Raw genomic sequence first — 25,048 nt, 5'->3', positions numbered from 1 at the left:
GCGAAAAAGAAAGCCGGAAACAAGCTGCATCAATCGAAGGCGGGGATCGCCGTGGGCGCATCCTCGATCGTCTCGGCGAGCGGCTCGAATTCGTTGACTGCATCAATTTCGGCGCCCATGGCGATATTCGTCACGCGCTCGAGAATCACTTCCACGACAACCGGCACGTTGAACTCGGTGAGCATCGATTGCGCTTTTTTCAGGGCCGGCTGAATGTCTTCCGGACGGAACACGCGCAGTGCCTTGCAGCCGAGCCCTTCGGCCACCGCGACGTGATCGACGCCGTAGCCGTTCAACTCCGGCGCGTTGATGTTTTCGAAGGCCAGCTGCACGCAATAATCCATGTCGAAGGCGCGCTGCGCCTGCCGGATGAGCCCGAGATACGAATTGTTCACGACGACATGCACATACGGCAGGTTGAACTGCGCACCCACCGCGAGTTCTTCGATCATGAACTGGAAATCATAGTCACCCGAGAGCGCCACGATCGGGCGCTGCGGGTCGGCCGCCCGCACGCCGAGCGCAGCCGAAATGGTCCAGCCGAGCGGGCCGGCCTGGCCGCAGTTGATCCAATTGCGCGCCTTGTAGACATGGAGGAACTGCGCAGCGGCGATCTGCGAAAGGCCGATCGTGCTGACATAGCACGTATCGCGGCCGAATACCTTGTTCATCTCTTCGTAGACGCGCTGCGGCTTCACGGGCACGTCGTCGAAGTGCGTCTTGCGATGCAGTGTGCGTTTGCGCTCGCGGCACGCTTCGGCCCAGGCAGTACGGTCTTTCAGGCGGCCCTGCGCACGCCACTCGCGCGCGATCTCGACGAACAGTTCGAGCGCCGCTTTCGCATCCGAGACGATCCCGAGGTCCGGCCCGAAGACGCGGCCGATCTGCGTGGGCTCGATGTCGATATGCACGAACTTGCGGCCCTTGGTATAGACCTCGACGCTTCCCGTATGCCGGTTCGCCCAGCGATTGCCGATACCGAGCACGAAGTCCGACGCCAGCAGCGTGGCGTTGCCGTAGCGGTGCGACGTCTGCAGTCCGACCATGCCCGCCATCAGCGGATGATCGTCGGCGATGGCGCCCCACGACATCAGCGTTGGAATGACGGGCACGCCCACCGTTTGCGCGAATTCGACGAGCAAGTCCTCGGCCGCGGCGTTGATCACGCCGCCACCCGAGACGATGAGTGGGCGCTCGGCCTCGTTGAGCATCGCGAGCGCGGCTTCGATCTGAGCGCGGGTGGCGCGCGGCTTATAGATGGGCAGCGGCTCATAGGTATCGATGTCGAATTCGATCTCGGCGAGCTGCACGTCGATCGGCAGATCGACCAAAACCGGGCCGGGCCGACCGGAGCGCATCAAATGAAATGCCTGTTGGAACACGCGCGGCACGAGTGCCGGCTCGCGCACGGTGACGGCCCATTTTGTCACCGGTTTGGCGATCGATTCGATGTCGACGGCCTGGAAATCTTCCTTGTAAAGCCGCGCACGCGCCGCCTGCCCCGTGATGGCGAGAATCGGAATCGAATCGGCTGAGGCGGAATAGAGCCCCGTGATCATGTCTGTGCCAGCCGGGCCCGATGTGCCGATGCATACGCCGATATTGCCTGGTGCCGCACGCGTGTAGCCCTCGGCCATATGCGAGGCGCCTTCGACATGACGCGCGAGCACGTGGCTGATGCCGCCGGCCTTCTTCAATGCCGAGTAAAGCGGATTGATAGCAGCGCCGGGCACGCCGAACGCCGTATCGATGCCCTCTTTCTCTAAAACGAGCACGGCGGCGTCGATGGCTCTCATTTTCGGCATGACTGTCTCCTGATTCCTGATAGCGATGTGTTTTACGTTGACGATCACTTTAGGAGCACCGCAAAGGTTTGATAAGATCGCTTCGGGTTGGTTGATACGATACAAAAAGTATCGAATTGCGGCGCCATCGGCAGCGCCGGGAGGAACGATGGACCGCTTCAAGCAGATCGAAACGTTTGTCCGGGTGGCGGACGCCGGGAGCCTGGCTGCAGCGGCGCTCGAAGAGGGCGTCTCGCCGGTGATCCTCGGGCGGCGCATCGATGCGCTCGAAAAGCGGCTTGGCGTGAAGCTGATGTACCGATCCACGCGCCGGCTCGTGATCAGCGAGGAGGGCGCCGCGTTTCTCGAGCGGTGTCGCGGCTTGCTCACCGAATGGGAGCAGGCCGAAAACGAGATGGCCGCGGGCCGCCGTTCGGTTGGCGGGCATCTGATCGTTTCGGCACCTGCCGCATTCGGGCGCAAGCACGTGGCGCCGCTTGCGCCGGCCTTCATGGCCGACAAGCCCGATCTGCGGATGTCGTTCAACCTGACCGACCGCGTCGTCGATCTCGTGCGCGAGGGCTACGACTTGTCGATCCGGATTGGCGGCGTGGTCGATCCGAGCTTCGTCGCCGTGAAGCTGGCGGCGAACCGGCGTGTGGTGTGCGGCACGCCGGCCTATTTTGCCCGGCACGGTCGGCCCAAATCGCTTGACGACCTTCCCCGGCACAACTGCCTCGCTTTCAACCTGCAAGGCGGACAGAACCGCGGCTGGTACTTTCGCCGCAACGGCAAGCTTGCGACCGTGCGCGTGGCCGGCTCGCTCGATTGTAACGACGGCGAGCTGCTGCACCGCTGGGCCAGCGAGGGGCTCGGCCTCGGCTGGCGCTCGACCTGGGAAATCGCGGAGCAGCTGGCGCGTGGGGAACTCGAAACGGTGCTCGACGAATTTGCGCTGCCCGACTACGACATCCTCGCGGTCTACCCGCAGCAGCGCTACGTGCCGGCGAAGGTCAGGTACTTCATCGATTACCTGAAGGCGGTCTACGCCCGGCCCGGCTATTGGACCGGAGCGGCCTAAGCGCCACGGCGGCACACTGAGGGCTTTAAGCTGGCGATTGCGCGCCAAGCCTGAATCGGTTACACTTTCGGGCTTCTCACTTGCCACACCGGTTGGTTTTTACGAAAACCAAACTGACGCCCGGGTGGCTTTAATCCACAAGGAGTGTGTATGCGTCATTATGAAATCGTCTTTGTCGTGCACCCCGACCAGAGCGAGCAGGTGCCCGCGATGATCGAGCGGTACAAATCCACGATTACCGCGCGCGCGGGCCAAATCCACCGCATCGAAGACTGGGGCCGTCGTCAACTGGCCTACATGATCGAGAAACTCGCGAAGGCTCACTACGTCTGCATGAACATCGAATGCGATCAAGCCACGCTCGAAGAACTCGAGCACGCGTTCAAGTTCAACGACGCTGTGTTGCGTCACCTGATCGTCAAGATGAAAAAGGCCGAAACCGGCCCGTCGCCGATGATGAAGGAAGTGCAGCGCGAAGAAGCCAAGAAGGCGGCCGCCTCGTCGCAGCCGTCCGAAGCGCAGGCTTAACGATACCCCGTTAAAAGCCACCGAGGTCTCACAGGTTTGTCGCCGCTCTCGTGAACAGGCTGCAACTCACGGCCAGCGTGATCGAGCGCGATGCGCTGCGTTACACGCCAGCCGGCGTGCCGATCGCGAGCTGCACGTTGCATCACCGCACGGAAGTCGTCGAAGCAGGCATTGCCCGCCAAGTCGAATTGACGATACCCGCGGTTGCCGCGGGCGCGGCGAGCGGTAAGCTGGAAAGTTGCGAGATGGGCGTAGAGACGCTCTTCACCGGCTTTTTGGCGAAAAAGAGCCGTAATGCGAGAACCTTGGTGTTTCACATCACAGAATTGCAGGACATTGGAAAGGACTGAACATGGCCCGCCCCACTGGTAAGAAATTCGACAAGCGCCGTCAGCAACAAAACCCGCTGTTCAAGCGCAAGAAGTTCTGCCGTTTCACGGCAGCTAACGTCGAGTACATCGATTACAAAGACATCGACACGCTGAAGGATTTCATCGGCGAAAACGGCAAGATCACGCCGGCTCGTCTGACGGGAACGAAGGCCCACTATCAACGCCAGCTCGACTCGGCAATCAAGCGCGCACGCTTTCTCGCGCTGCTGCCGTACACCGATCTGCACAAGGCCTAATCAGACGACGCTACAAGGAGAATCCGAATGCAAATTATTCTTTTGGAAAAAGTCGTCAACGTCGGCAATCTCGGCGATATCGTCAAGGTCAAAGACGGCTACGCGCGCAACTTCCTGATTCCGCAAAAGCTTGCGCGCCGTGCCACGAAGGACGCCATCGCCGAATTCGAAGTGCGTCGTGCCGAGCTTGAGAAGATCGCCGCCGAAAAGCTCTCCACCGCGCAAGCGCTGGGCGAGAAAATGTCGGGTCTGACGGTCCAGATCGCGCAGAAGGCCGGCGTCGACGGCCGTCTGTTCGGTTCCGTCACCAACGCGGATGTCGCCGAAACGCTGTCGAAGCAAGGTTTCTCGGTCGAGAAGTCGCAAGTGCGCATGCCGACGGGGCCGCTCAAGATGGTCGGCGACCATCCGGTTCAGGTGTCGTTGCACACGGACGTCCTCGTTGACGTTACGGTATCGGTGCTCGGCGAACACGCGTAATACGTCAGCGCACCCGTGCCAGCCGTGCAGGGCCGTGTTGCCCCGCCGGTCGCGGTCGCGGGACTAAGCTGAACAAGGGCAGGAGCCGGGGCACCGGTTTCTGCCTTTTTTGCTTGGGTCTCTGGCGGACGGCCAGCCATTTCGCGATAATTCCTCCCCATGAACGCACCGTCCAAAGACCCTCAGCTCGAGTCGCTGAAAGTTCCGCCGCATTCGATCGAGGCCGAGCAATCGGTGCTGGGTGGTTTGCTGCTCGATAACGCCGCCTGGGACCGCATTGCGGATTTCCTCTCCCAGGGCGATTTTTACCGGTACGACCACCGCGTCATTTACGAGCACATCGGCCGGCTGATCTCGACGACGCGCCCGGCCGACGTCGTGACCGTTTACGAAGCGCTGACGAGTTCGGGCAAAGCCGAGGACGTCGGCGGGCTGGCCTATCTGAACGCGCTCGCGCAAAACACGCCGAGCGCGGCCAATATTCGCCGCTATGCGGAAATCGTGCGCGATCGCGCGGTGCTGCGCCGGTTGGTTTCGGTGGCCGACGAGATTTCGGCCGATGCTTTCAATCCACAGGGCAAGGAAGTCCGGCAACTGTTGGACGAGGCGGAGTCGAAAGTTTTTTCGATCGCCGAAGATGGCGCGCGCGGCACGCAAGGGTTCCTCGAAATCGGCCCGCTGCTCACGCAGGTCGTCGAGCGCATCGACACGCTTTATCACACCGCCAATCCGAGCGACGTTACCGGTACGCCGACCGGGTTCGCCGACCTCGACCGCATGACCTCAGGCATGCACGGCGGCGAACTCATCATCGTGGCGGGACGGCCGTCGATGGGCAAGGCCCAGCCGCTCGACGCCCGTGTGAAAACGCTCGGTGGCTGGAAGCCGATGGGCGAGCTGGAGGTTGGCGACGCGTTGGCATCCGTCGACGGCGCACCGTCGATCGTCACCGGCATTTATCCGCAGGGCGAACGACAGGTCTATCGCGTTCGGTTCTCGGACGGCAGATCGGCCGAATGCTGCGACGAACACTTGTGGCGCGTGCATGCTCCCGAGTGGCCGCAGCCGCGCGTGATCAGCACGGGTGAGATTCGCGCGTTGCTGGCGCAGCAGCGTTATCAGGGGCGTTTGTGGATCGATATGCCCAGTGGCGATTTCGGTCGCAGCGAGGCGCTTCCGATCGATCCATGGATGCTCGGTGCGTTGGTGGGCGGCGACGGCGGTGCGGCCGTCAACCGCCACGAGACGCCGGCGCGGATACGCGCGCGCGTCACTCGAACAGTCGAACTCGAGCATGTTGCCGCCACCGGGCAACCGGAGTCGCTCATCAAGCCGCTCGAACCATCGCTGACGCAGCTCATCGCGCTGACGGGAGCCGGTTGCGATGCGTTTATTCCGCGAATCTATCTCGATGCCGAAAAGTCGGTGCGGCTCGATGTGCTGCGCGGGCTGCTCGATGCCGGTGGACGAATCGATGCGGATGGCCGCGTGCGTTTTTCCACCCCCAGTGCGAAACTCGCACGCGACGTTTGCGAGTTGGTGCGCTCGTTGGGTGGCTGGTGTTCGGTCGCAGAAAACGGAACCGCAGCCGAATCAGCCTACCAGTGCGCCATCAGTCATCCAAATCCGCAAAGCCTCTTTCTGTTCAAAGGCAAAACGGCGTGTTCGCCGCAAGCGCTAACGCACAAGCAAAGTCTGACCATCGCGGCGATCGAACCGACCCGGCGCGCGCCCACGCAGTGCATCTCGGTGTCCCATCCATTGCGGCTCTACATTACCGACGACTACGTGGTGACGCACAACACGGCCTTCTCGATGAACATCGGCGAATATGTCGCCGTGGAATATGGGCTGCCCGTTGCCGTCTTTTCGATGGAAATGCCGGGCACCCAACTCGTGATGCGGATGCTGGGCTCGGTCGGCCGGCTCGACCAGCACCGCATGCGCACCGGGCGCCTGACCGATGAAGATTGGCCGAAGCTCACGCACGCGGTGCAGAAAATGAGCGAGGCGCAGCTTTTCATCGACGAAACGGGCGGTCTCAACCCGATGGAACTGCGTTCGCGCGCACGGCGGCTCGCCCGTCAATGCGGCAAGCTGGGCCTGATCATCGTTGACTATCTGCAATTGATGTCGGGCAGCTCGACGGGCGAGAACCGCGCCACCGAAATTTCGGAAATCTCGCGCTCGCTCAAGGGTCTTGCAAAGGAACTCGACGTACCGGTGATTGCGCTATCGCAGTTGAACCGGAGTCTCGAGCAGCGCCCGAACAAGCGGCCCGTGATGTCGGACTTGCGCGAATCGGGCGCCATCGAGCAGGACGCCGACGTGATTCTCTTCATTTACCGCGACGAAGTGTACAACCCCGATAGCCAAGACAAAGGCACCGCCGAAATCATTATCGGCAAGCAGCGTAATGGCCCGATCGGTCCTATTCGGCTTACTTTCCACGGGCAATACACGAAATTTGATAACTTCGCGGGTGCGCAGACTTTTTACGGCGGCGAATAGGGCTCGCGCCTCACGTCAAGTTCGTCCGTTGCGGATTGGCAAGCGACGTGTTGCAAACATTGGGCGCAGCGGCGCGACCCGGTACAATGTTGCGGTTTTGTGTCAGCCAGTCACAGACGTCTCTCCATCGGGATACCCATGTTCGGTCGCTTCATGCCCACCGAGGGCAAATTCTTTGAAATCTTCGACGCGCACGCCAAATGCATCGTTACCGCAAGCCAAGAGCTCGAGCTCTTGATCGACAATCTCGCCGACGCAGAAGTGCATAAGCAGCGCGTGCAGGCAAACGAAAAAGCCGCGGACAAACTGACGCACGAAACGATCGATCTGTTGCATAAAACGTTCATTACACCGCTCGATCGCGACGAAATCCACAAGCTGATCACGACGATGGACGACATCCTCGATCTGATGGAGGACGTCGCCACGGCAATCTCGCTTTACGACGTGCAGTCGCTTACGGACGAGGCTCGCCAGCTTGCGCATATCTGCACCAGCACGGCCGAGCAGGTCCAGCGTGCGGTTAACATGCTCTCGGACATGAGCCAGGCGCGCGCGATCCTCAACGCCTGCGAAGAAATTGACCGGCTCGAATCGGAAGCGGACCGCGTGCTGCGCTCCGCGCTGTCGAAACTCTTTCGTGAAGAAGACGACGTGAAGACCCTGATCAAGCTCAAGGCGGTCTATGAGTTGCTCGAAACGGTGACCGACAAGTGCGAGGATGTCGCGAACATCATCGAAGGCATTGTGCTCGAAAACGCCTGAGCCACGACCGGACTTCGACTGATGCATTCGATACAGATCGCCCTATGGGTGCTCGCGACGCTGATCGGCGTCGCGCTTATCTTCGACTTCATGAACGGCTTTCACGACGCGGCGAATTCAATCGCTACCGTCGTGTCGACCGGCGTGCTCAAGCCGCAGCAGGCGGTGGCGTTTGCCGCGGCCTGCAACGTCATTGCTTATTTCATTTTCCATCTGAAGGTCGCGCAGACCGTCGGCAAAGGCACGATCGACCCTGACATCGTCGATCACTATGTCGTGTTCGGTGCGCTGGCGGGCGCCATCGTCTGGAACGTGCTGACGTGGCGGTTCGGTATTCCGTCGAGTTCGTCGCACGCACTGATCGGCGGCTTGGTGGGCGCTGCGCTCGCGAAGTCGGGATGGTGGGCGCTCAATCTCGACGGGCTGCTCAAGACGGTGGCCTTTATTTTTATCTCGCCGCTGCTGGGCTTCGTACTCGGATCGTTCTTCATGCTGAGCGTGTCGTGGATCTACTTTCGAACGGCGCCCAGTAAGGTCGATCGCCGCTTCCGGCGCTTGCAGCTGCTGTCGGCGGGCCTTTATAGCCTCGGCCACGGTGGCAACGATGCGCAAAAAACCATCGGCATCATTTGGATGTTGCTGATTGCCACAGGTTTTGCGTCAGCAACAGCCGACGCGCCACCGATCTGGGTAATTGGTCTCTGCTATTTATCGATGGGGTTGGGCACGCTCTTCGGCGGTTGGCGCATCGTGCGTACGATGGGCCAGAAAATCACGAAGCTCAAGCCGGTCGGCGGTTTTTGTGCGGAGGCGGGCGGGGCGATCACGCTTTTCGTCGCTTCGGCGATGGGCGTGCCGGTGTCCACCACCCACACGATCACCGGTGCAATCGTCGGTGTGGGCGCCACACGCAAGCTTTCCGCGGTGCGGTGGGGCGTTGCCGGCAATATCGTGTGGGCGTGGATACTGACCATTCCAGCCTCGGCGCTGCTTGCCGCCGTTGGCTGGTGGGTGGGGCGCAGGTTGTTCTGAGCTGATAGCCTAATTACCTACTAACCTACTTGTCGCTGGTCGCAAAGTGGCCGATCGGGTCGTCGTCGTTCGCAGAAGCGGATGCGGGCTGAGCACTCGTCCCCGCACGTGTGCTTGTATCGATGTCAGCCCACGGGTCGCTCCGCTCCGATAGCGGTTGATAACGTTCGGCCCGTGCCAAGGCTTGAGCCGCCGATTCGGCGATCGGCCCACGGGCTGTCTCCGCGCGTGCGGCGTTTGTCTGCGCGGTGGCGGGCGCAGGAACTGGCACTTCACGCGGCGCCGCGAGATAAGTCGGCGAATCGAAAGGCGTGGGTTGCAACGGCGGCGCCACGCGCCGAATGCCGTCGAACCGCTTCGCCCAGTACGGATTGGTCAGATAGTCGACCCGCACGATGCCGCCCGTCGATGGCGCATTCACGAATCGGAGCTTGCCCACGTAGATACCGACGTGAGAATGCGGTCTGCCCATCGTGTTGAAGAAAACCAGGTCGCCCGGCGCGATTTGACCGGGATCGACCGGCGAACCGCGCTGGCTGATCTCGGCGGTCGTGCGGGGCAATTTGACGTCGGCTGCGCGTGCGACCACATACTGGACGAGCCCGCTGCAATCGAAACCCGTCGTGGGCGTATTGCCGGCCCATCGGTACGGAACACCCACCAGGCTCATTGCCTGAACTGAAATCTCTTCCCGCCCAACGCTGTGATCGACGAAATTCGGCAGCCCGCGCGGCTTCGTCCGAAACGCGTCCGACGTAGACGCGTTCGAGCGTGCCGTGTTCGGTGGAGCGCTCGAACAAGCGGCTAGCGACAGCACGATCAATGCGAGAAGCGGAAATTGGCGCATCACATCAAAGAATGAACGGGAAAGCACTGCTCGCCTGCTTTGCTCGTTGCGCAGACAAATGCATGGGTGCGACCGATAGTAGCCTTACGGACGGGGCGTTCGCAAGGGATTGCTCAGAAAGTACTTGAACTTGTCGAGTAAAACTGTGGCGCTCCGTCGACGATCGAGCCTATGCGCATCGATGGTCTACGGAATCTCGTGGCGCTATCGATGCACGCGCGGTGCAGCGAAAAAAAGCGCCTGGTGCAGACAGACACCAGGCGCTCGGTGGCGACGTTAAGAGACTTAGAGAATATCGGACGCGTAATCGGCAAGCCGCGAGCGTTCTCCGCGCGCGAGCGTCACATGCCCGCTGTGCGCCCAGCCTTTGAAGCGGTCGACGACGTAGGTAAGCCCCGAACTGCCCTCGGTGAGATAGGGCGTGTCGATCTGCGCGATATTACCGAGACAGACGATTTTCGTACCCGGGCCCGCGCGCGTGACGAGCGTCTTCATCTGCTTGGGCGTCAGATTTTGTGCTTCGTCGATGATCAGATATTTATCGACGAAGGTTCGCCCGCGCATGAAACTCATGCTCTTGATCTTGAGGCGCGAACGGATTAGCTCTTGCGTGGCCGCGCGCCCCCATTCACCGGTGTTGTCATCGGTCTTTTGCAGCACTTCGAGGTTATCGTCGAATGCGCCCATCCATGGCTGCATCTTCTCTTCCTCGGTGCCGGGCAAGAAGCCGATATCTTCGCCGACAGGTACGGTGGCACGCGTCACGATGATCTCGTTGTAGCGCTTTTCGTCGAGCACTTGCGCCAAGCCGGCCGCCAGCGCCACGAGCGTCTTGCCGGTGCCTGCTTGCCCGAGCAGCGTCACGAAATCGATATCGGGGTTCATCAGCAAGTTAAGCGCGAAGTTTTGCTCGCGGTTGCGTGCCGTGATGCCCCAGACGTTGTTTTTGTGATGACTGTAATCACGCAGCGTCTGCAACAAGGCCGTTTTGCCGTTCAGCTCGCGCACGATCGCGTGGAATGTCGGCTCGCCATTGGTCGGCTCGAGATGCACGAATTCGTTCACGAGCAATGCGGCGCAAAGCGGGCCAGTCACACGATAGTAGGTCGTCCCCGTTTTCGTTTCCTGCCAGCTTTCCATGCCTTTGGCGTGCTTCGTCCAAAAGTCTTGCGGCAGTGCCCGGACGCCCGAAAACAGCAGATCCTTGTCTTCGAGAACCTGGTCGTTGAAGTAGTCTTCGGCAGGCAGGCCCAGTGCATGGGCCTTGATGCGCATGTTGATGTCTTTCGACACCAGGACGACCTGGCGATCCTCCCGATCGCGCTGCAACGCACGCACAACGCCGAGAATCTGATTGTCGGCCTTCCCCTGCGGCAGCCCTTCGACGGGCGCGATTTCGGCGAGCGTCGTCTGGAAATAGAGCTGACCGAGCGCCTCGCGGCTGCCCAACCGTGAAAGCGGCAGACCGTCGCCAATGGCGCCTGCATTGGCCACCAGCGCATCGAGCGTGCGGCTGACCTGGCGCGCGTTACGCGCCACCTCCGACATCCCCTTTTTATGGTTATCGAGTTCCTCGAGCGTCATCATCGGCAGATAGACGTCGTGTTCCTCGAAACGGAAGAGGCAGGTCGGATCGTGCATCAGCACGTTTGTGTCGAGCACGAAGAGCTTGCGCGTTTCGGTCTCGGCTGTCCGTTTGCGCGTGCTGCGCGGGCCTTCCTTGGCGGCGGCGCGCGGCGTAGCAGCGGTCTGGGCAATCGGCGTGGGTTCTTCGCGGCGGCCCACGGGAGCCGGAACCGCCACTGGCTGCAGCAAGGCTGCTGTCTGCTTCGGTTTTTTGCCGCGTGCAGGCGGCGTTGTGTCGTCGGCGGTAGGCGTAAAAGCTGAGGGCGAATGGACGGACCGCAGCGTCGGCGCGGTGTGGGCTGCGCGCGCCGAGGGCTCGGCAGCGACGTTTGCCGGAGCACTGGCGGCGCCGTACTCGGCCGTTTCCGCTTGCTCCCCGACGGTGCCCTGTTTCTTGGCGTTTCTTGCAGGCCGGGCTTTGGCCTTGAATTCATCCGGCGGCAACAGGTTGCCGAGTTTGCTGGGCGGGGTAGGCAAAGGCATGGTTTCCCTCAATGAATCGGGTCGCATATCGTACGCCGCGTGGGCCGGCTCGATGGCCGCCGCCGCGGCGCGCTGTCAGTTTCGAAACGCCAGTTCGCCTAGATTTCGATCGGCTCCTTCACGGGTAAGCGCGGCCGAGCGCAACATCCGGCCGAATCAAAATAAAAAAGCCGCCGCTCCGGTAGCAACGGAGCAAGCGGCTCGACTTCGAGCGCCGGGCAGCGCCTCGCGAGTGGAACGGCAACGACGTTCGACAGGCTGGCGCAGCAACGGCGAAAACGTGGTGAACGGGCACTCATTGCAACGCAATATAACGCGCGTCAAAGTCCTTGTACAGCTTCGAGGATGTCGTCGACGTGCCCTGGCACTTTTACGCCACGCCATTCGCGACGCAGCACGCCGTTGGCGTCAATGAGGAACGTCGAGCGCTCGATGCCGCGCACTTCCTTGCCATACATCTTTTTCATCTTGATGACGTTAAAGAGACTGCACAGCGCTTCGTCCGCGTCCGAGACGAGCGTGAACGGCAACTCCAGCTTCGCCTTGAAATTATCGTGCGAACGGACGCTGTCGCGCGACACGCCGACGATCTCGGCGCCCGCCTTCTTGAATTTGGGATAAAGGTCGCGAAACTGCAGGCCTTCCGTCGTGCAGCCCGGCGTGTTGTCCTTCGGATAGAAATAAAGGACGACCTTTTTGCCCGCCAAGCTGGACAACGTGAAATCGCCCCCGGTTGCGGGGGCGGTGAAATCGGGGACGCGTTGGTCGACTGCGACGGGCACGTGGTTTCTCCTTTTCGTTTGCTATTGTTATCGGTTATCGCGCAAGGCTTTCGAACATGTTCAAGCAGGCGGTCCGCTCAGTCAGGCTCGACGATCAACTCGCCCGAACGGCCTGGAATTTCTCCCCAAGTCACAGGGTACGATGGTAGCGAAACGTGGTCCAGCGTCGCATGGTAATCGCCCATCGTCGCAAATGTATGACCCTGTGCGTGCCAGCCCGCCAGCAATTGCTCGAACACCGGTGCGAGCTTCTGGCCTTCGAGTTCGGCATGCAGCGTAAAGACTTGGTCGTGCGGGTTGTGCGCCGTACCGCTCAGCAGGCGCGCCGCTACGTTCGATGCGTCGAGCCCGTCCACGCCGAGTAATTCGTCGAGGGTCGGCAGCGTGGTCGGCAGTTGCACATGTGCAAGCGTTCGGCCTGCCACGACCGGGCGGTAAGGCCCATGGCCCCGACCGTCCGAGGCGTAGCGCATGCCCCACGCGTCGATCTGCGCGAACGCGTGCGGGTTCATTTGCCAGCCTGCGGCGCCGTGCGTCGCAGGTGCGGTGCCGAATATCTGCACGAACCGCGCATGGCTCTTCGCCATCTCACGCTCGGTCCATTCGCGCGACTGGGCGCGCACATGGTCCTGCCAGTAGACGTGGTCCCACGTATGGATGCCGCATTCGAAGCCGGCCTCGTGCACCGCGCGCATTTCGCCGGCTGCCCGCACGCCGATGTCGGGGCCGGGCAGCACCACGCCGTACATGAGCTGCCGCACGCCGTAATGCTCGACGACGGACGTACGCGACACCTTCTTCAAGAACCCCGGCCGAAACACGCGGCGTAACGCCCAGCCCGTGTGGTCGGGGCCGAGGCTGAAAAGGAAGGTGGCGCGCGCTTTGTAGCGATCGAGCAGACGCGCGAGGTTTGGCACGCCCTCGCGCGTGCCGCGCAGCGTATCGACGTCGATTTTAAGAACGATGCGGGCCAATGCGGTCCTTCGTTCCTTAGTGCTGCTGTTCGACGAGCGCGCGCGCGTCGGCCACATGGCCGCGATACGCTTCGAAAATCTTGCGCAGCGCTTCGTCGAACGTTGCGCTCGGCGCCCAGCCCAGTTCGGCGACGGTGTTGTCGATCTTCGGCACGCGGTTTTGCACGTCCTGATAGCCGTTACCGTAGTAGGCTCCCGACGACGTTTCGACGAGCTGCACCGCCTTTGCCGATTCGGCGTACTCGGGGTACTCGGCCGCCAGCGCAAGCATCTTGTGCGCCAGTTCGCGCACTGAGAAGTTGTTCTTCGGATTGCCGATGTTGTAGATCTTGCCCGAGGCGACGCCGTCGACGTTATCGATGATCTTCATCAGCGCGCTGATGCCGTCATCCACATCGGTGAAGGCACGCTTTTGCGATCCGCCATCGACGAGACTGATGTTCTCACCGCGCACGATATGGCCGAGGAATTGCGTCACCACGCGCGAGCTGCCTTCTTTCGGCGTGTAGATCGAATCGAGGCCGGGCCCGATCCAGTTGAACGGGCGAAACAGCGTGAAGTTGAGCCCTTCTTGCATCCCGTAGCCCCAGATCACGCGGTCCATCAGTTGCTTCGAGCAGGCGTAGATCCAGCGCGGCTTGTTGATCGGGCCGTAGATCAGCTGCGATGCTTCGGGATCGAATGCTTCGTCGGCGCACATGCCGTAGACCTCGGAAGTCGACGGAAACACGAGGTGTTTGCGGTACTTCACGGCCGAGCGAACGATCGGGAGGTTCGCCTCGAAATCGAGCTCGAACACGCGCAGTGGCTGCTGCACGTACGTCGCGGGCGTGGCGATCGCCACGAGCGGCAGGATCACGTCGCATTTTTTCACGTGATACTCGACCCACTCCTTGTTGATCGTGATGTCGCCTTCGAAGAAGTGCATGCGCTCATGGTTCGCAAGCTCGCCGAGGCGATCTCTTTGCATATCCATGCCGAAGACTTCCCAATCGGTCGTCTCGAGGATTCGCTTGGACAAGTGATGGCCGATAAAACCATTCACGCCAAGAATCAGAACTTTTTTCGCGGAACCTTCGGTTTTCATGAATGACGGGGACAATGAGTGAGCTGGGCGAATTGGGCGGGTGCCACGGCGACGCTGTTGCCGTCGCGCACGTGCCACAATTCGGAGATGGCGATGGCGCGCGCGTCGCCGCACACGCCAAAAAACGCATTATCGCTTACGTGCAGACCTGGGGGCAAATTTGCCAAACCCGACGCCGCTTCCGAGCCGAGCGGCGCCAGGCGCGCTCGCGCGACGATGAACCGCTCGCCTTCCTGTTCCGTGAATGCGCCGGGGTAGGGGGGCGCTACGGCTCGCACGAGGTTATAGATGCGCTGGGCGGGCTGCGTCCAATCGATGCGGCCGTCCTCGGGCTTGCGTCCGCCGAAATAGCTGCCGTGCGCGAGATCGTTGGGCAAATGCGGCGCCTCGCCAGCGAGCAGCGCCGGCAGCACGCGCCACAGCGTTTGCTCGGCAGCGACGGTCACCTTGTCGAATACTTGCTGCGCCGTATCGTCGGGCAGGATCGGCACGCTCGTTTGGCCGACGATCGCGCCCGCATCGGGTTTGGCGCTCATCTCGTGCAGCGTCGCGCCCGTTTCGGTTTCGCCGTGCAGCACGGCCCAATTCGTCGGCACGCGGCCCCGGTACTTGGGCAGCAGCGAACCATGCATGTTGTAGGCTCCGCGCGGGGCCAGCGCGAGCACACCAACCGGCAGCATGTGCCGATAATAAAACGAGAAAATGAACTCGGGCTGCACACGGCGGACGGCTTCGCGCAACGCTTCGCTCGTCGGATCCGCAGGTGTGATCACCGGGATGCCGTGCTCGGCGGCTACGCTGGCTACGCTGCCAAACCAGATTGTTTCGCTCGGGTTGTCCTCGTGCGAGACGACTAGCGCGACATCGACGCCGCGTGCGAGCAGTACCTGCAGGCAGCGTACGCCGACATTGTGGTACGCGAAGACGACGGCACGTGGCTTCATGGTTGCGGGTTCCCTTGGGTGATGCGATCAGTGTGGACAGCGCTCGAAGACGGTGACTTGACTGGCTGCATCAGGTCGCCCTCGCGCGGCTCCAGCACGGCTTGCACGAGATATCGCGGCCGGGCGCGGACCTGCTGATAGATGCGGCCGATATATTCGCCGAGCAGACCGAGCGCGAAGATGATCACGCCGAGCATGAAGAACGTAATGGCGAAGAGCGTGAATACGCCTTGCACTTCCGCGCCGATCACGAAGCGGCGAATGACGAGCAGCAGGAACAGGCCAGCCGAACCCATCGACAAGATCACACCGATGAACGACAGCCACTGCAGCGGCACGACGGAGAAGCCGGTGACGAGATCGAAATTGAGGCGAATCAGGCTGTAAAGCGAGTATTTCGATTCCCCGGCGAAGCGCTCCTCGTGCGCCACTTCCACTTCGATCGGGTTTTGCGCGAACGTATAGGCGAGCGCCGGAATGAACGTGTTGACTTCGCCGCAGCGGTTGATGGTGTCGATGATCTGCCGGCTATAAGCACGCAGCATGCAGCCTTGATCGGTCATCTGGATATGCGTGATGCGCTCGCGCAGCCGGTTCATCGCACGCGACGCCTTGCGCCGCCAAAGCGTGTCCTGGCGCTCGCGCCGGACCGAGCCGACGTAGTCGTAGCCCTCGCGCATCTTGTGCACGAGTTTGCCGATTTCCTCGGGCGGGTTTTGCAGATCGGCGTCGAGCGTCAGCACGATTGCGCCGCGCGATTGCTCGAAGCCGGCGAGGATGGCCATGTGCTGGCCGTAGTTGCCGTTCAGCAGTACGACCCGGGTCGTGTCGGGGCGCGCGCGAAACTGTTGGGCCAAAATCGCCGCCGATTTGTCACGACTGCCGTCGTTGATGAAGATCACCTCGTAGGTCGCATCGAGCGCGTCGAGGGCCGGATAGAGGCGCGCGAAAAGCGCGTCGAGCCCGGCCTCTTCGTTATAGACCGGAACGATGACCGAGACTTCTGGAGATGTCGAGCGGTGTTGCGTGTAGCTCATATCCGCTTATTTCCCGTAGTGTTCGCAAATTTCGTTGACTGCCGCCGTGACGCGCGCCACATCGCGTTCGGTCATCAATGTGAAAAGCGGCAGCGTGAGCGTCGATGCGCCGAATCGTTCGGCGTGCGGAAACATGCCAGCCGCAAAGCCGCGTGCGCGATAAAGCGTGAACAAATGGATGGCAGGGTAATGCACGCCCGTCCCGATGTGGTAGGTGTCATGCAGTTTTTGCATGAACCCCGCTCGGTCGATTGCGAGCTTCTCGAGCGGCAGCACGATCTGGAACATGTGCCAGTTGCTGTTTTCGAAATCGGCCACAGGCAGCTCGACGCCGAGTTCGCGCGCGGCACTGGTGGCGAACCCTTCGAAATAGGCACGGGCCAGCGTTTTGCGCTTTTGCAGGAAGCGTTCCAATTGCGCGAGCTGCCCGAGCCCGACGCGTGCCGCGACGTCGGTCAGGTTGTACTTGCCGCCGAGCAGATCACAATCCATGCCGTCGTAGCCGGTGCGGGTGACGCCCTGCAGCCGATACTTGCGTGCCAGCTCCGCTTCGTCTTCGTTGTTCAGCACCAGCGCGCCGCCTTCGATCGTCGTCAAATTCTTGTTCGCATGAAAGCTGAATGAGACGATGTCGCCGAGCTTGCCGATGCGCTCGCCCCGCCAGCGTGAGCCCAGCGCTTGCGCCGCATCTTCAACGACGCGCAGCCGATGGGCGCGAGCGATATCGTAGAGCCGGTCCATGTCGACGGGCAGCCCGGCCAGATACACCGGAATGATTGCCTTCGTGCGCGGTGTGATGGCTTGCTCGAGCAAGTTCAGGTCGAGGTTGCGCGTGAGCGGGTCGATATCGACGAACACGGGTGTTGCACCGACTTCGAGGATGACATTGGCTGTGGCAACCCACGAAGCGGGCGATGTGATGACTTCGTCTCCAGGCCCGACGCCGGCGATCCGCAAGCCGATCTCGAGCGTTGCCGTGCCCGAGTTGAATGTGCGCACTGGGCGGCCTCCGCAGAATTCGGACAGGGCCTTTTCGAAGGCCTGGTTCTGCGGCCCGGTGGTGATCCAGCCCGAGCGCAGCACCTCGACGACGCCTTCTATCGTGGCTTCATCGATTTCGGGCCGCACGAACGGCAAGAAGGGAAGAGGTTCCTGGGTCATGAATGAACGCTTCGCATGAATAGAAATGAGAGGTGCGCGCTCGCCCGTTCAACTGCGCGCCAGCACGACGACGCCAACAAGGATGATGCCGATGCCCACGAGCCGCTGCACCGACAATACCTCGCCGAACAGATACCAGGCGGCAAAAGCGTTGACGACATAACCCAGAGACAGCATGGGGTAGGCAATCGAGACGTCGACACGCGACAATCCGACGACCCATACGCCGACGCTGATGACATAGCAGGCGAGCCCGCCGATGATCGGCATTTGAGTCGCGAGCTTTAAGCCAATGGGCAGAATATTCGCACGGGTGAATTCGAAGTGTCCAACGGCGTTCACACCGGCTTTGAGCAGCAGTTGCGCGCAGGCATTGAGGCTCACACCGGCGAGGATGCAAAAGAGGGAGATCGGGTTCATCTAATCGGATCAAATGATGTGATGTTCTTATGCGCTTTTGCGTATCTATGCATATTTCTGGTAGCGAGCAATCAAGGTTTTTCGACTACGACGCGACGCGTGTCGCGCGCGATCACGCGCATCGGCACATGCTCGCGAGCGAGATCCTCGTAGCGCGACGTTGTCATCAGGGCTAGGCCATAGCGCTCGGCATCCCAGCGTTTGATCCATTCGTCGACTGTCGGCACCCATTTTTGCGGTTCCCGTTGCACGCCGAACGTGAGCTCATTGGCGTCTTCGACCATGATCGTCGTATGGCCGACGTAAAAAGGAAGCGTGTGATCGAGCAGCGCAACCGAGTAGAACGGGGCATCGGCCGGCAGGCGCGCGAGTGCGGTTTTGATTGCGGGTGCGAGCAAAGCTCCCGAGCTTTGTTTACCGAATACGTCGTGGCCGGTGCCGGCAATCGTCCCCAGTAGCAGCCAGGCGGCACCGAAGGCGGTCGCGGACGGCCAGACGGATACGTTCGGGCGCCGGTTCAGCCACAGTGCAAGCCCCGTGAGCGCTGCCGCGACGCCGATTCCGACAAACACCCAGGTTCGAAATGCAACATAGAGCGCATTGGGCGTGCGGGCATCGCCGAAGCGGCCGATAAAGATCGCACCGATCGCTAGTACAGCCAAAAGCGCAAGATAGCCAAGCAGATGGCGATGCCACGCTGCGCGCGAAACGTATGGTAAATATGCGCCGAGCATCAAGGCGAGTGCCGGCGCGATCGGCAGCACGTACGAGATGAGCTTCGAGTGCGACACGCTGAAGAACAAAAAGATAAACACTGACCATACGATGAGCAGCATTGCAGGCCGAAAGCCGTTTGCTTCGCGCGGCATGCGGCTCACGTGGCGCAGGCTCTGAACCGCAACCGACAGCCACGGCAAGAAGCCGACCAGGATGACCCAAACGAAGTAATGAAACGGGCCCGGCCGGTGCTGGTCGGGTGTCAGATACCGTTCGAACTGCTGGACGATGAAAAAGAAATTGAGAAATTCAGGGTTGCGGGCCTGAACGAGCACGAACCAGGGCGTGGCAATCGCGAAGAAAATGACGAGCCCTGTCACCAGATGAAGGCGCTTCCAGAGCGCCCAATCACGTTCGATCAACGTATAGATCACGAGCGTGGCGCCCGGCAGCAGCAGCCCGATCAGCCCCTTGGAGAGCAGCGCGAGCGCCATCGATGCCCAGCTGGCCCACATCCAGGCCCGCGTTTCGCGCGGCGTAGCCGCGCCGCGTTGTGCGAGCAGCAACGCGCACAGCGAGCACTCCATCCAAAACGCCAGCCCCATGTCGAGCGTGTTGAAGTGGCCCATCAGGTTCCAGTAAGGCGCGCTGGCCAGCACAAGGGCGCTCGCGAAGCCGGCAGCCGGGCTGACGAGGCGCTTGGCCGTGTAGCCTGCGAGCAGCACGCCCGCGAAGCCCGCGAGCGCCGTGTAAAGCCGCGCTTGCCATTCGCCGATGCCGAACCACGCGAACGTCAGCGCGTTGGCCCAGGTTTCGAGCGGCGGCTTCTCAAAATATTTGTAGCCGTTGTAGCGCGGCGTGATCCAGTCACCGGTGAGCAGCATCTCGCGCGCCATTTCGGCGTAGCGGCCTTCATCGCTTGGCACGAGATGCCGCCATCCAAGCGGCAGGAACCAGATCAGCGCCAGCGCAATGATCAGCAGCACGATCGCGACGCGGCTGGCGAGCAACGGCGATGCCGGCGCATCCAAGGGAGGCAGGCGGTCGGCCGGCGCGGCGCTGGCGGCGCGGGAGTAACGTTGAAGCGACATGTGTCGGAATCCGTCTAGCGAAGCCGCGTGACGCGGCAAAAAGCGGCAAAAGCGCGTGCTTGGCGAGCGGCCAGCGCGCATGGTTCGCTCATTGTTCGATCAAGAGCGCTGCGACGACCCGGCGGCCTTCGGCCATCAGAATGTTGTAGGTACGGCACGCCGCCATAAAATCCATCGACTCGACGCCGATGCGTCGCGCGGTCAGCGCTGCCGTGAGCCGGGGGTGAGCAAAGCGCAGCCGCGCGCCGCTGCCGAATACGACGAGTTCCGGGGCAGTGGCGAGCACCAGTTCGAAATGCTCGGGTGCAAGCGCCTCGAACGACGCAACGGGCCAGTCGATGACCGGCGCATCGGGCACGACGACGATGCTGGTTTCGTGGCGTTCGAGATTGATATCGACATAATTTGCGCCGTAACCGGTAACCGTATTCAAGGCGCCGTTCGAATCCTGATGTAGTTTCAAATCGGTTGTTCCGTAGTTCTTCCGCGCCCATCGCGCGGCGGCGCAGCCCATTCGCGACGTGCCGAATCGAGGCCGTCGAGGCTAGGGCAGCGGTTGTGCATTGCGAAAGTTGGCCGAAATCCGCTAAATTATAACTTTTTAGCCGCTCAGCGGCGCCTTTGCGTCGTGACCGACGCGCAGCAAGTGCCGAAAGAGCGTCAAAAGCGCTTCCAAGTGCTGACCAGGTTCGCGCCTTTCCCACCCGGTGAAATTCGCCGCCGCGCCGGGGCACCCGCCGCGCGCCCGGTGTCTCGGCTGCCCGCGCCCATCATCCTTTTTTACTTTTCGGTTTTCCCCGAGGAATCGTGTCCGTCGTGAAACCCATTCTGAAATCGAACAAGCTGTTGAACGTCTGCTATGACATCCGCGGGCCGGTGCTCGAGCACGCCAAGCGTCTCGAGGACGAAGGCCATCGGATCATCAAGCTCAACATCGGCAATCTCGCCCCGTTCGGTTTCGACGCGCCGGAAGAAATCATCCAGGACATGATCCGCAATTTGCCGAGTTCGTCAGGCTATTCGGATTCGAAAGGCGTGTTCGCCGCGCGCAAGGCGATCATGCATTACACGCAGCAAAAGGGCGTGCTCGGGGTGGAGCTCGACGATATCTACCTTGGCAACGGCGCGTCCGAGCTGATCGTGATGGCCATGCAAGGCCTGCTGAACGACGGCGACGAAGTGTTGTTGCCGGCACCCGACTATCCGCTCTGGACGGCCGCGGTCAGCCTGTCGGGCGGCACGCCCGTGCATTATCTATGTGACGAATCGAATGGGTGGATGCCCGATCTCGACGACGTACGCGCAAAAATCACCCCGAACACGCGCGCGCTCGTCATCATCAACCCGAACAATCCGACCGGCGCGCTCTACTCGGACGAATTGCTGCTTGGCTTGATCGAACTCGCGCGCCAGCATGGTCTGGTCGTCTTCGCAGACGAGGTGTACGACAAGATCGTCTATGACGGCAAAAAGCATACGTCGGTTGCGGCGCTGTCAGAAGACGTGCTGACGGTCACGTTCAACAGCCTGTCGAAGAGCTACCGCTCGTGCGGCTATCGGGCAGGGTGGATGTTTCTGTCAGGCTTGAGCGGCGAGAACCGGCGCCGCGCGAAGGACTATTTCGAAGGCCTCGGGATTCTTTCGTCGATGCGGCTTTGCCCAAATGTGCCGGGGCAGTACGCGGTTCAGACGGCGCTTGGCGGCTATCAGAGCATCAACGATCTGATCGCGCCGGGCGGGCGGCTTCACAAGCAGCGCGAAATTGCCTATGAAATGCTCAATGCCATTCCGGGCGTCAGCTGCGTGAAGCCAGAAGCCGCGCTCTACATGTTCCCGCGGCTCGACCCGAAGATCTACCCGATCGAAGACGATCAGCAGTTCGTGCTCGACTTGCTGCTCGAGGAACGCGTGCTGCTCGTGCAGGGCACGGGTTTCAACTGGCCGCGCCCTGATCACCTGCGCATCGTATTTCTGCCGAACGCCGACGACCTGACCGATTCGCTGAACCGCATTGCGCGCTTTCTCGAGAACTACCGCAAGCAACACGGCACGTGAAACGCCTGACGCGCTCGGCGCGCTCGGCCAGAAGACGCACTCATCAACGCTTTATCAAAATCTAGAAAGACGCTGCATGGAACCGATCAAAGTTGGACTTTTGGGCTTCGGCACGGTGGGTAGCGGCACCTTCACGGTGCTGCGACGCAACCAGGAAGAAATCAAACGTCGTGCGGGCCGCGGTATCGAAATCGCCCGCATCGCCGTTCGCAGCCCGTCCAAAGCGCATGCTGCGTTGGGCGACGCTGCCAGCAGCGTGGACGTAGGCTCGGACTTCAATGACGTGGTGGACGATCCGGCGATCGGCATCGTGGCCGAGATGATCGGCGGCACGGGCATCGCCCGCGAGCTCGTGCTGCGCGCCATTGCGAACGGCAAGCATGTCGTGACGGCGAACAAGGCGCTGCTCGCCGTGCATGGCACTGAGATCTTCGCGGCCGCGCGCGACAAAGGCGTGATGGTGGCGTTCGAGGCGGCCGTGGCGGGCGGAATCCCGATCATCAAGGCGCTGCGAGAGGGGCTCACGGCCAACCGGATTCAAACTATCGCGGGCATCATCAACGGCACGACCAACTACATCTTGTCCGAGATGCGCGCGCGCGGGCTCGACTTCGCGACCGCGTTGGCGGCCGCGCAGGCGCTTGGCTACGCCGAAACGGACCCGACGTTCGACGTCGAGGGCATCGACGCGGCCCACAAACTCACGATCATGAGCGCGATCGCATTCGGCGTGCCGATGCAATTTGATCGGGCTTACATCGAAGGCATCTCCAAGCTCGATTCGACCGACATCAAATATGCGGAAGATCTCGGCTACCGCGTCAAACTGCTCGGCATTACGCGGCGTACCGAGCAGGGCATCGAATTGCGCGTGCACCCGACGCTCATTTCCGCCAAGCGGCTGCTCGCAAATGTCGAAGGGGCGATGAACGCGGTCGAAGTGCATGGCGATGCGGTGGGTGTGACCCTTTACTACGGCAAGGGCGCGGGCGCGGAGCCCACGGCATCGGCTGTAGTGGCGGATCTCGTCGACGTCACCCGGCTGCATACCGCCGACCCGGGGCACCGTGTGCCGCATCTCGCGTTCCAGCCGCAAAGTCTGTCCGATACGCCGATATTGCCGATCGACGAAGTAACGAGCGGCTATTACCTGCGCCTGCGCGTGGCCGATGTGACGGGCGTGCTGGCCGACATCACGCGCTTGCTGGCCGACGCCGGTATCTCGATCGACGCGATGCTGCAACTCGAATCGGAGCAGATCGACGCGAACGGACAGACCGACGTCGTCATCGTCACGCACGTGACGCGCGAAAAGCATGTCAATGCAGCGATTGCCCGTATCGAGGCGCTCTCGACCGTCGTCTCGGATGTCACCAAGCTTCGCATCGAAGCGCTGAACTGAGCGAAAGGCCATGAACTATATTTCCACCCGCGGCGCCGGCATCGGTGAGCGTCATACGTTCTCCGACATTCTGCTGGGCGGTCTCGCGAAAGACGGCGGCCTTTATTTGCCGGCCGAGTACCCACACGTGAGCGCCGCGGAACTCGCGCGCTGGCGCACGCTGCCTTACGCGGATCTCGCATTCGAGATTCTCTCGAAGTTCAGCGACGATATTCCGGCGGAGGATCTGCGCGGGCTGACGCGCCGCACATACCGCGCCGACGTCTACTGCAATGTGCGCGCGGGCGAAGACGCCGCGGCAATCACGCCGCTGCGCCCGCTCGGCGTGGAAAGCGGCGCACCGCTGGCGTTGCTGGAACTGTCGAACGGCCCGACGCTTGCATTCAAAGACATGGCGATGCAGTTGCTCGGCAATCTGTTCGAATACGCGCTTGGCAAGCATGGCGAAACGCTGAACATCCTCGGCGCGACGTCGGGCGACACCGGCAGCGCCGCGGAGTACGCGATGCGCGGCAAGGCGGGCGTTAGTGTGTTCATGCTCTCGCCGCATCGCAAGATGAGCGCGTTTCAAACCGCGCAGATGTTCAGCCTGCAAGAGCCGAACGTTTTCAATCTCGCCGTCGAAGGCGTGTTCGACGATTGCCAGGACATTGTCAAAGCGGTCTCGAACGATCACGCGTTCAAGGCCCGGCATCGCATCGGGACGGTCAACTCGATCAACTGGGCGCGCGTCGTCGCGCAGGTCGTCTACTACTTCAAGGGCTATTTCGCGGCAACGCGCTCGAACGACGAACGCGTGTCCTTCACCGTACCGTCGGGCAACTTCGGCAATGTCTGCGCGGGCCATATCGCGCGGATGATGGGGCTGCCGATCAACAAGCTCGTCGTGGCAACCAACGAAAACGACGTGCTCGACGAATTCTTTCGTACGGGGGCATATCGGGTGCGCGGTGCGGCTCAGACTTACCATACGAGCAGCCCAAGCATGGATATTTCGAAGGCGTCGAACTTCGAGCGGTTCGTCTTCGATTTGCTCGGCCGCGATCCGGCGCGCGTGCTCCAGCTTTTTCGGGATGTCGACGAAAAAGGCGGCTTCGATCTCGTGGCGAGCGGCGATTTCGCGCGTGTGCGTGAATTCGGCTTCGTCTCGGGACGCAGCACGCACGATGATCGGGTCGAGGCGATCCGCGATGTGTTCGCCCGCTACGGCACGATGATCGATACGCACACGGCGGACGGCGTGAAGGTGGCCCGGGAGCATCTCGAACCGGGTGTGCCGATGATCGTGCTCGAGACGGCGCAGCCGGTCAAATTCGGCGAAACGATACGCGAGGCGCTCGGCCGCGAGCCGGAGCGGCCGGCGGCGTTTGAAGGCTTGGAGGCGCTGCCGCAGCGCTTCGAAGTCCTGCCCGCCGACGTGCAGCGCGTGAAAGATTTCATCACTGCGCACATCGCGCAGTAACGCGGCAAAGGCGCGGCAGGATTCGATTCGCGAGAGGGCGGCGTGTCCAGACGTCGTGCCGCTGCTTCTCGCACGCGTTGCCGCCCAGCGTCGTTACAATGACAGTCTCGCCGCCAGAGATGTCAACCATCCCGATGTCGACCTCACACGC

Annotated in this window: 22 protein-coding genes and 1 pseudogene; 11 read left to right on the top strand and 12 right to left on the bottom strand. The window is 61.6% G+C overall.

All coding sequences use genetic code 11. From position 1 onward, the window contains the following. Window positions 1-29: 29 nt before the first annotated feature. Window positions 30-1,805, bottom strand: a complete 1,776-nt coding sequence (gcl, locus tag ACSQ20_RS10240; RefSeq protein WP_436019530.1) for a glyoxylate carboligase — start codon at window positions 1,803-1,805, stop codon at window positions 30-32. A 148-nt stretch (window positions 1,806-1,953) separates the two neighbouring features. On the opposite strand from gcl, the gene ACSQ20_RS10235 reads away from it, so the two are divergent. The 8 genes from ACSQ20_RS10235 (at window position 1,954) to ACSQ20_RS10200 (ending at window position 8,809) form a co-directional block, all read left to right on the top strand. After that, entirely contained in the window at window positions 1,954-2,865 is a 912-nt protein-coding gene (locus ACSQ20_RS10235) for a LysR substrate-binding domain-containing protein (protein ID WP_436019528.1), read from the top strand. Between the two features lie 150 nt (window positions 2,866-3,015). Continuing rightward, the gene (rpsF, locus tag ACSQ20_RS10230) at window positions 3,016-3,393 is read left to right on the top strand and encodes a 30S ribosomal protein S6 (protein ID WP_436019526.1); all 378 of its coding nucleotides are present in this window, start codon (window positions 3,016-3,018) and stop codon (window positions 3,391-3,393) included. A 50-nt stretch (window positions 3,394-3,443) separates the two neighbouring features. Further along, on the top strand, window positions 3,444-3,743 hold the full coding sequence (priB, locus tag ACSQ20_RS10225; protein ID WP_436019524.1) for a primosomal replication protein N: 300 nt from the start codon (window positions 3,444-3,446) through the stop codon (window positions 3,741-3,743). Between the two features lie 2 nt (window positions 3,744-3,745). After that, a complete protein-coding gene (gene rpsR / locus ACSQ20_RS10220; protein WP_436019522.1) occupies window positions 3,746-4,021 on the top strand; it encodes a 30S ribosomal protein S18 in 276 nt (91 codons plus the stop codon). Window positions 4,022-4,048: 27 nt separating this feature from the next. Next, window positions 4,049-4,501 (top strand): 50S ribosomal protein L9, encoded by a 453-nt coding sequence (gene rplI, locus ACSQ20_RS10215; RefSeq protein WP_436019520.1) that lies wholly within the window; start codon window positions 4,049-4,051, stop codon window positions 4,499-4,501. 159 nt (window positions 4,502-4,660) lie between these two features. After that, on the top strand, window positions 4,661-7,012 hold the full coding sequence (gene dnaB, locus ACSQ20_RS10210; protein WP_436019518.1) for a replicative DNA helicase: 2,352 nt from the start codon (window positions 4,661-4,663) through the stop codon (window positions 7,010-7,012). 138 nt (window positions 7,013-7,150) lie between these two features. Continuing rightward, window positions 7,151-7,777, top strand: coding sequence for a DUF47 domain-containing protein (locus tag ACSQ20_RS10205; protein ID WP_436019516.1), 627 nt, complete (start codon window positions 7,151-7,153; stop codon window positions 7,775-7,777). A 21-nt stretch (window positions 7,778-7,798) separates the two neighbouring features. Next, window positions 7,799-8,809: an anion permease gene (locus ACSQ20_RS10200; RefSeq protein WP_436019514.1), complete on the top strand. Its 1,011-nt coding sequence runs from the start codon at window positions 7,799-7,801 to the stop codon at window positions 8,807-8,809. An 85-nt stretch (window positions 8,810-8,894) separates the two neighbouring features. Here ACSQ20_RS10200 and ACSQ20_RS10195 read toward each other — a convergent pair. From ACSQ20_RS10195 to ACSQ20_RS10145, 11 genes and pseudogenes are all read right to left on the bottom strand, one after another. Further along, window positions 8,895-9,656, bottom strand: a pseudogene (locus ACSQ20_RS10195) (C40 family peptidase); the annotation flags it as partial. A gap of 285 nt (window positions 9,657-9,941) precedes the next feature. Further along, window positions 9,942-11,765, bottom strand: coding sequence for a PhoH family protein (locus ACSQ20_RS10190; RefSeq protein ID WP_436019512.1), 1,824 nt, complete (start codon window positions 11,763-11,765; stop codon window positions 9,942-9,944). A 320-nt stretch (window positions 11,766-12,085) separates the two neighbouring features. Further along, the gene (locus ACSQ20_RS10185; RefSeq protein ID WP_436019510.1) at window positions 12,086-12,547 is read right to left on the bottom strand and encodes a peroxiredoxin; all 462 of its coding nucleotides are present in this window, start codon (window positions 12,545-12,547) and stop codon (window positions 12,086-12,088) included. A gap of 77 nt (window positions 12,548-12,624) precedes the next feature. Then, a complete protein-coding gene (locus ACSQ20_RS10180; RefSeq protein WP_436019505.1) occupies window positions 12,625-13,521 on the bottom strand; it encodes a polysaccharide deacetylase family protein in 897 nt (298 codons plus the stop codon). A 16-nt stretch (window positions 13,522-13,537) separates the two neighbouring features. Continuing rightward, on the bottom strand, window positions 13,538-14,608 hold the full coding sequence (locus ACSQ20_RS10175; protein ID WP_436019503.1) for a bifunctional UDP-4-keto-pentose/UDP-xylose synthase: 1,071 nt from the start codon (window positions 14,606-14,608) through the stop codon (window positions 13,538-13,540). Then, window positions 14,605-15,552 (bottom strand): formyltransferase, encoded by a 948-nt coding sequence (locus tag ACSQ20_RS10170; RefSeq protein ID WP_436019501.1) that lies wholly within the window; start codon window positions 15,550-15,552, stop codon window positions 14,605-14,607. The genes ACSQ20_RS10175 and ACSQ20_RS10170 overlap by 4 nt, the downstream gene beginning before the upstream one ends. Beyond that, window positions 15,549-16,589 (bottom strand): glycosyltransferase, encoded by a 1,041-nt coding sequence (locus ACSQ20_RS10165; protein WP_436019499.1) that lies wholly within the window; start codon window positions 16,587-16,589, stop codon window positions 15,549-15,551. The genes ACSQ20_RS10170 and ACSQ20_RS10165 overlap by 4 nt, the downstream gene beginning before the upstream one ends. 6 nt (window positions 16,590-16,595) lie before the next feature. Continuing rightward, on the bottom strand, window positions 16,596-17,750 hold the full coding sequence (locus ACSQ20_RS10160) for a DegT/DnrJ/EryC1/StrS family aminotransferase (protein ID WP_436019497.1): 1,155 nt from the start codon (window positions 17,748-17,750) through the stop codon (window positions 16,596-16,598). 48 nt (window positions 17,751-17,798) lie between these two features. Next, a complete protein-coding gene (locus ACSQ20_RS10155) occupies window positions 17,799-18,170 on the bottom strand; it encodes a DMT family transporter (RefSeq protein WP_436019495.1) in 372 nt (123 codons plus the stop codon). Between the two features lie 71 nt (window positions 18,171-18,241). Beyond that, on the bottom strand, window positions 18,242-19,978 hold the full coding sequence (locus ACSQ20_RS10150) for a glycosyltransferase family 39 protein (RefSeq protein WP_436019493.1): 1,737 nt from the start codon (window positions 19,976-19,978) through the stop codon (window positions 18,242-18,244). Between the two features lie 88 nt (window positions 19,979-20,066). Beyond that, window positions 20,067-20,441, bottom strand: coding sequence for an Mth938-like domain-containing protein (locus tag ACSQ20_RS10145; protein ID WP_436019491.1), 375 nt, complete (start codon window positions 20,439-20,441; stop codon window positions 20,067-20,069). 344 nt (window positions 20,442-20,785) lie between these two features. On the opposite strand from ACSQ20_RS10145, the gene ACSQ20_RS10140 reads away from it, so the two are divergent. The 3 genes from ACSQ20_RS10140 (at window position 20,786) to thrC (ending at window position 24,897) form a co-directional block, all read left to right on the top strand. Next, window positions 20,786-22,033, top strand: a complete 1,248-nt coding sequence (locus tag ACSQ20_RS10140) for a pyridoxal phosphate-dependent aminotransferase (RefSeq protein ID WP_436019489.1) — start codon at window positions 20,786-20,788, stop codon at window positions 22,031-22,033. 76 nt (window positions 22,034-22,109) lie between these two features. Then, a complete protein-coding gene (locus ACSQ20_RS10135; protein ID WP_436019487.1) occupies window positions 22,110-23,435 on the top strand; it encodes a homoserine dehydrogenase in 1,326 nt (441 codons plus the stop codon). Between the two features lie 10 nt (window positions 23,436-23,445). Further along, a complete protein-coding gene (thrC, locus tag ACSQ20_RS10130) occupies window positions 23,446-24,897 on the top strand; it encodes a threonine synthase (protein WP_436019485.1) in 1,452 nt (483 codons plus the stop codon). Window positions 24,898-25,048: the final 151 nt, after the last annotated feature.

It is taken from the genome of Trinickia sp. LjRoot230 (assembly GCF_964253315.1).
Lineage (GTDB): Bacteria > Pseudomonadota > Gammaproteobacteria > Burkholderiales > Burkholderiaceae > Trinickia.
Note: the sequence above shows the minus strand (reverse complement) of the source record. Positions and strands in the feature narration are given on the sequence as shown.

What these genes read in the sequence shown, in the direction of transcription:
- ACSQ20_RS10200 (WP_436019514.1), top strand. Translation starts at nt 7,799, where the DNA reads ATGCATTCGATACAGATCGCCCTATGGGTGCTCGCGACGCTGATCGGC.
- ACSQ20_RS10205 (WP_436019516.1), top strand. Translation starts at nt 7,151, where the DNA reads ATGTTCGGTCGCTTCATGCCCACCGAGGGCAAATTCTTTGAAATCTTC.
- ACSQ20_RS10155 (WP_436019495.1), bottom strand. Translation starts at nt 18,170, where the DNA reads ATGAACCCGATCTCCCTCTTTTGCATCCTCGCCGGTGTGAGCCTCAAT.
- ACSQ20_RS10235 (WP_436019528.1), top strand. Translation starts at nt 1,954, where the DNA reads ATGGACCGCTTCAAGCAGATCGAAACGTTTGTCCGGGTGGCGGACGCC.
- ACSQ20_RS10165 (WP_436019499.1), bottom strand. Translation starts at nt 16,589, where the DNA reads ATGAGCTACACGCAACACCGCTCGACATCTCCAGAAGTCTCGGTCATC.
- ACSQ20_RS10175 (WP_436019503.1), bottom strand. Translation starts at nt 14,608, where the DNA reads ATGAAAACCGAAGGTTCCGCGAAAAAAGTTCTGATTCTTGGCGTGAAT.
- ACSQ20_RS10135 (WP_436019487.1), top strand. Translation starts at nt 22,110, where the DNA reads ATGGAACCGATCAAAGTTGGACTTTTGGGCTTCGGCACGGTGGGTAGC.
- dnaB (WP_436019518.1), top strand. Translation starts at nt 4,661, where the DNA reads ATGAACGCACCGTCCAAAGACCCTCAGCTCGAGTCGCTGAAAGTTCCG.
- ACSQ20_RS10160 (WP_436019497.1), bottom strand. Translation starts at nt 17,750, where the DNA reads ATGACCCAGGAACCTCTTCCCTTCTTGCCGTTCGTGCGGCCCGAAATC.
- ACSQ20_RS10150 (WP_436019493.1), bottom strand. Translation starts at nt 19,978, where the DNA reads ATGTCGCTTCAACGTTACTCCCGCGCCGCCAGCGCCGCGCCGGCCGAC.
- thrC (WP_436019485.1), top strand. Translation starts at nt 23,446, where the DNA reads ATGAACTATATTTCCACCCGCGGCGCCGGCATCGGTGAGCGTCATACG.
- rpsF (WP_436019526.1), top strand. Translation starts at nt 3,016, where the DNA reads ATGCGTCATTATGAAATCGTCTTTGTCGTGCACCCCGACCAGAGCGAG.
- gcl (WP_436019530.1), bottom strand. Translation starts at nt 1,805, where the DNA reads ATGCCGAAAATGAGAGCCATCGACGCCGCCGTGCTCGTTTTAGAGAAA.
- ACSQ20_RS10170 (WP_436019501.1), bottom strand. Translation starts at nt 15,552, where the DNA reads ATGAAGCCACGTGCCGTCGTCTTCGCGTACCACAATGTCGGCGTACGC.
- ACSQ20_RS10190 (WP_436019512.1), bottom strand. Translation starts at nt 11,765, where the DNA reads ATGCCTTTGCCTACCCCGCCCAGCAAACTCGGCAACCTGTTGCCGCCG.
- rplI (WP_436019520.1), top strand. Translation starts at nt 4,049, where the DNA reads ATGCAAATTATTCTTTTGGAAAAAGTCGTCAACGTCGGCAATCTCGGC.
- rpsR (WP_436019522.1), top strand. Translation starts at nt 3,746, where the DNA reads ATGGCCCGCCCCACTGGTAAGAAATTCGACAAGCGCCGTCAGCAACAA.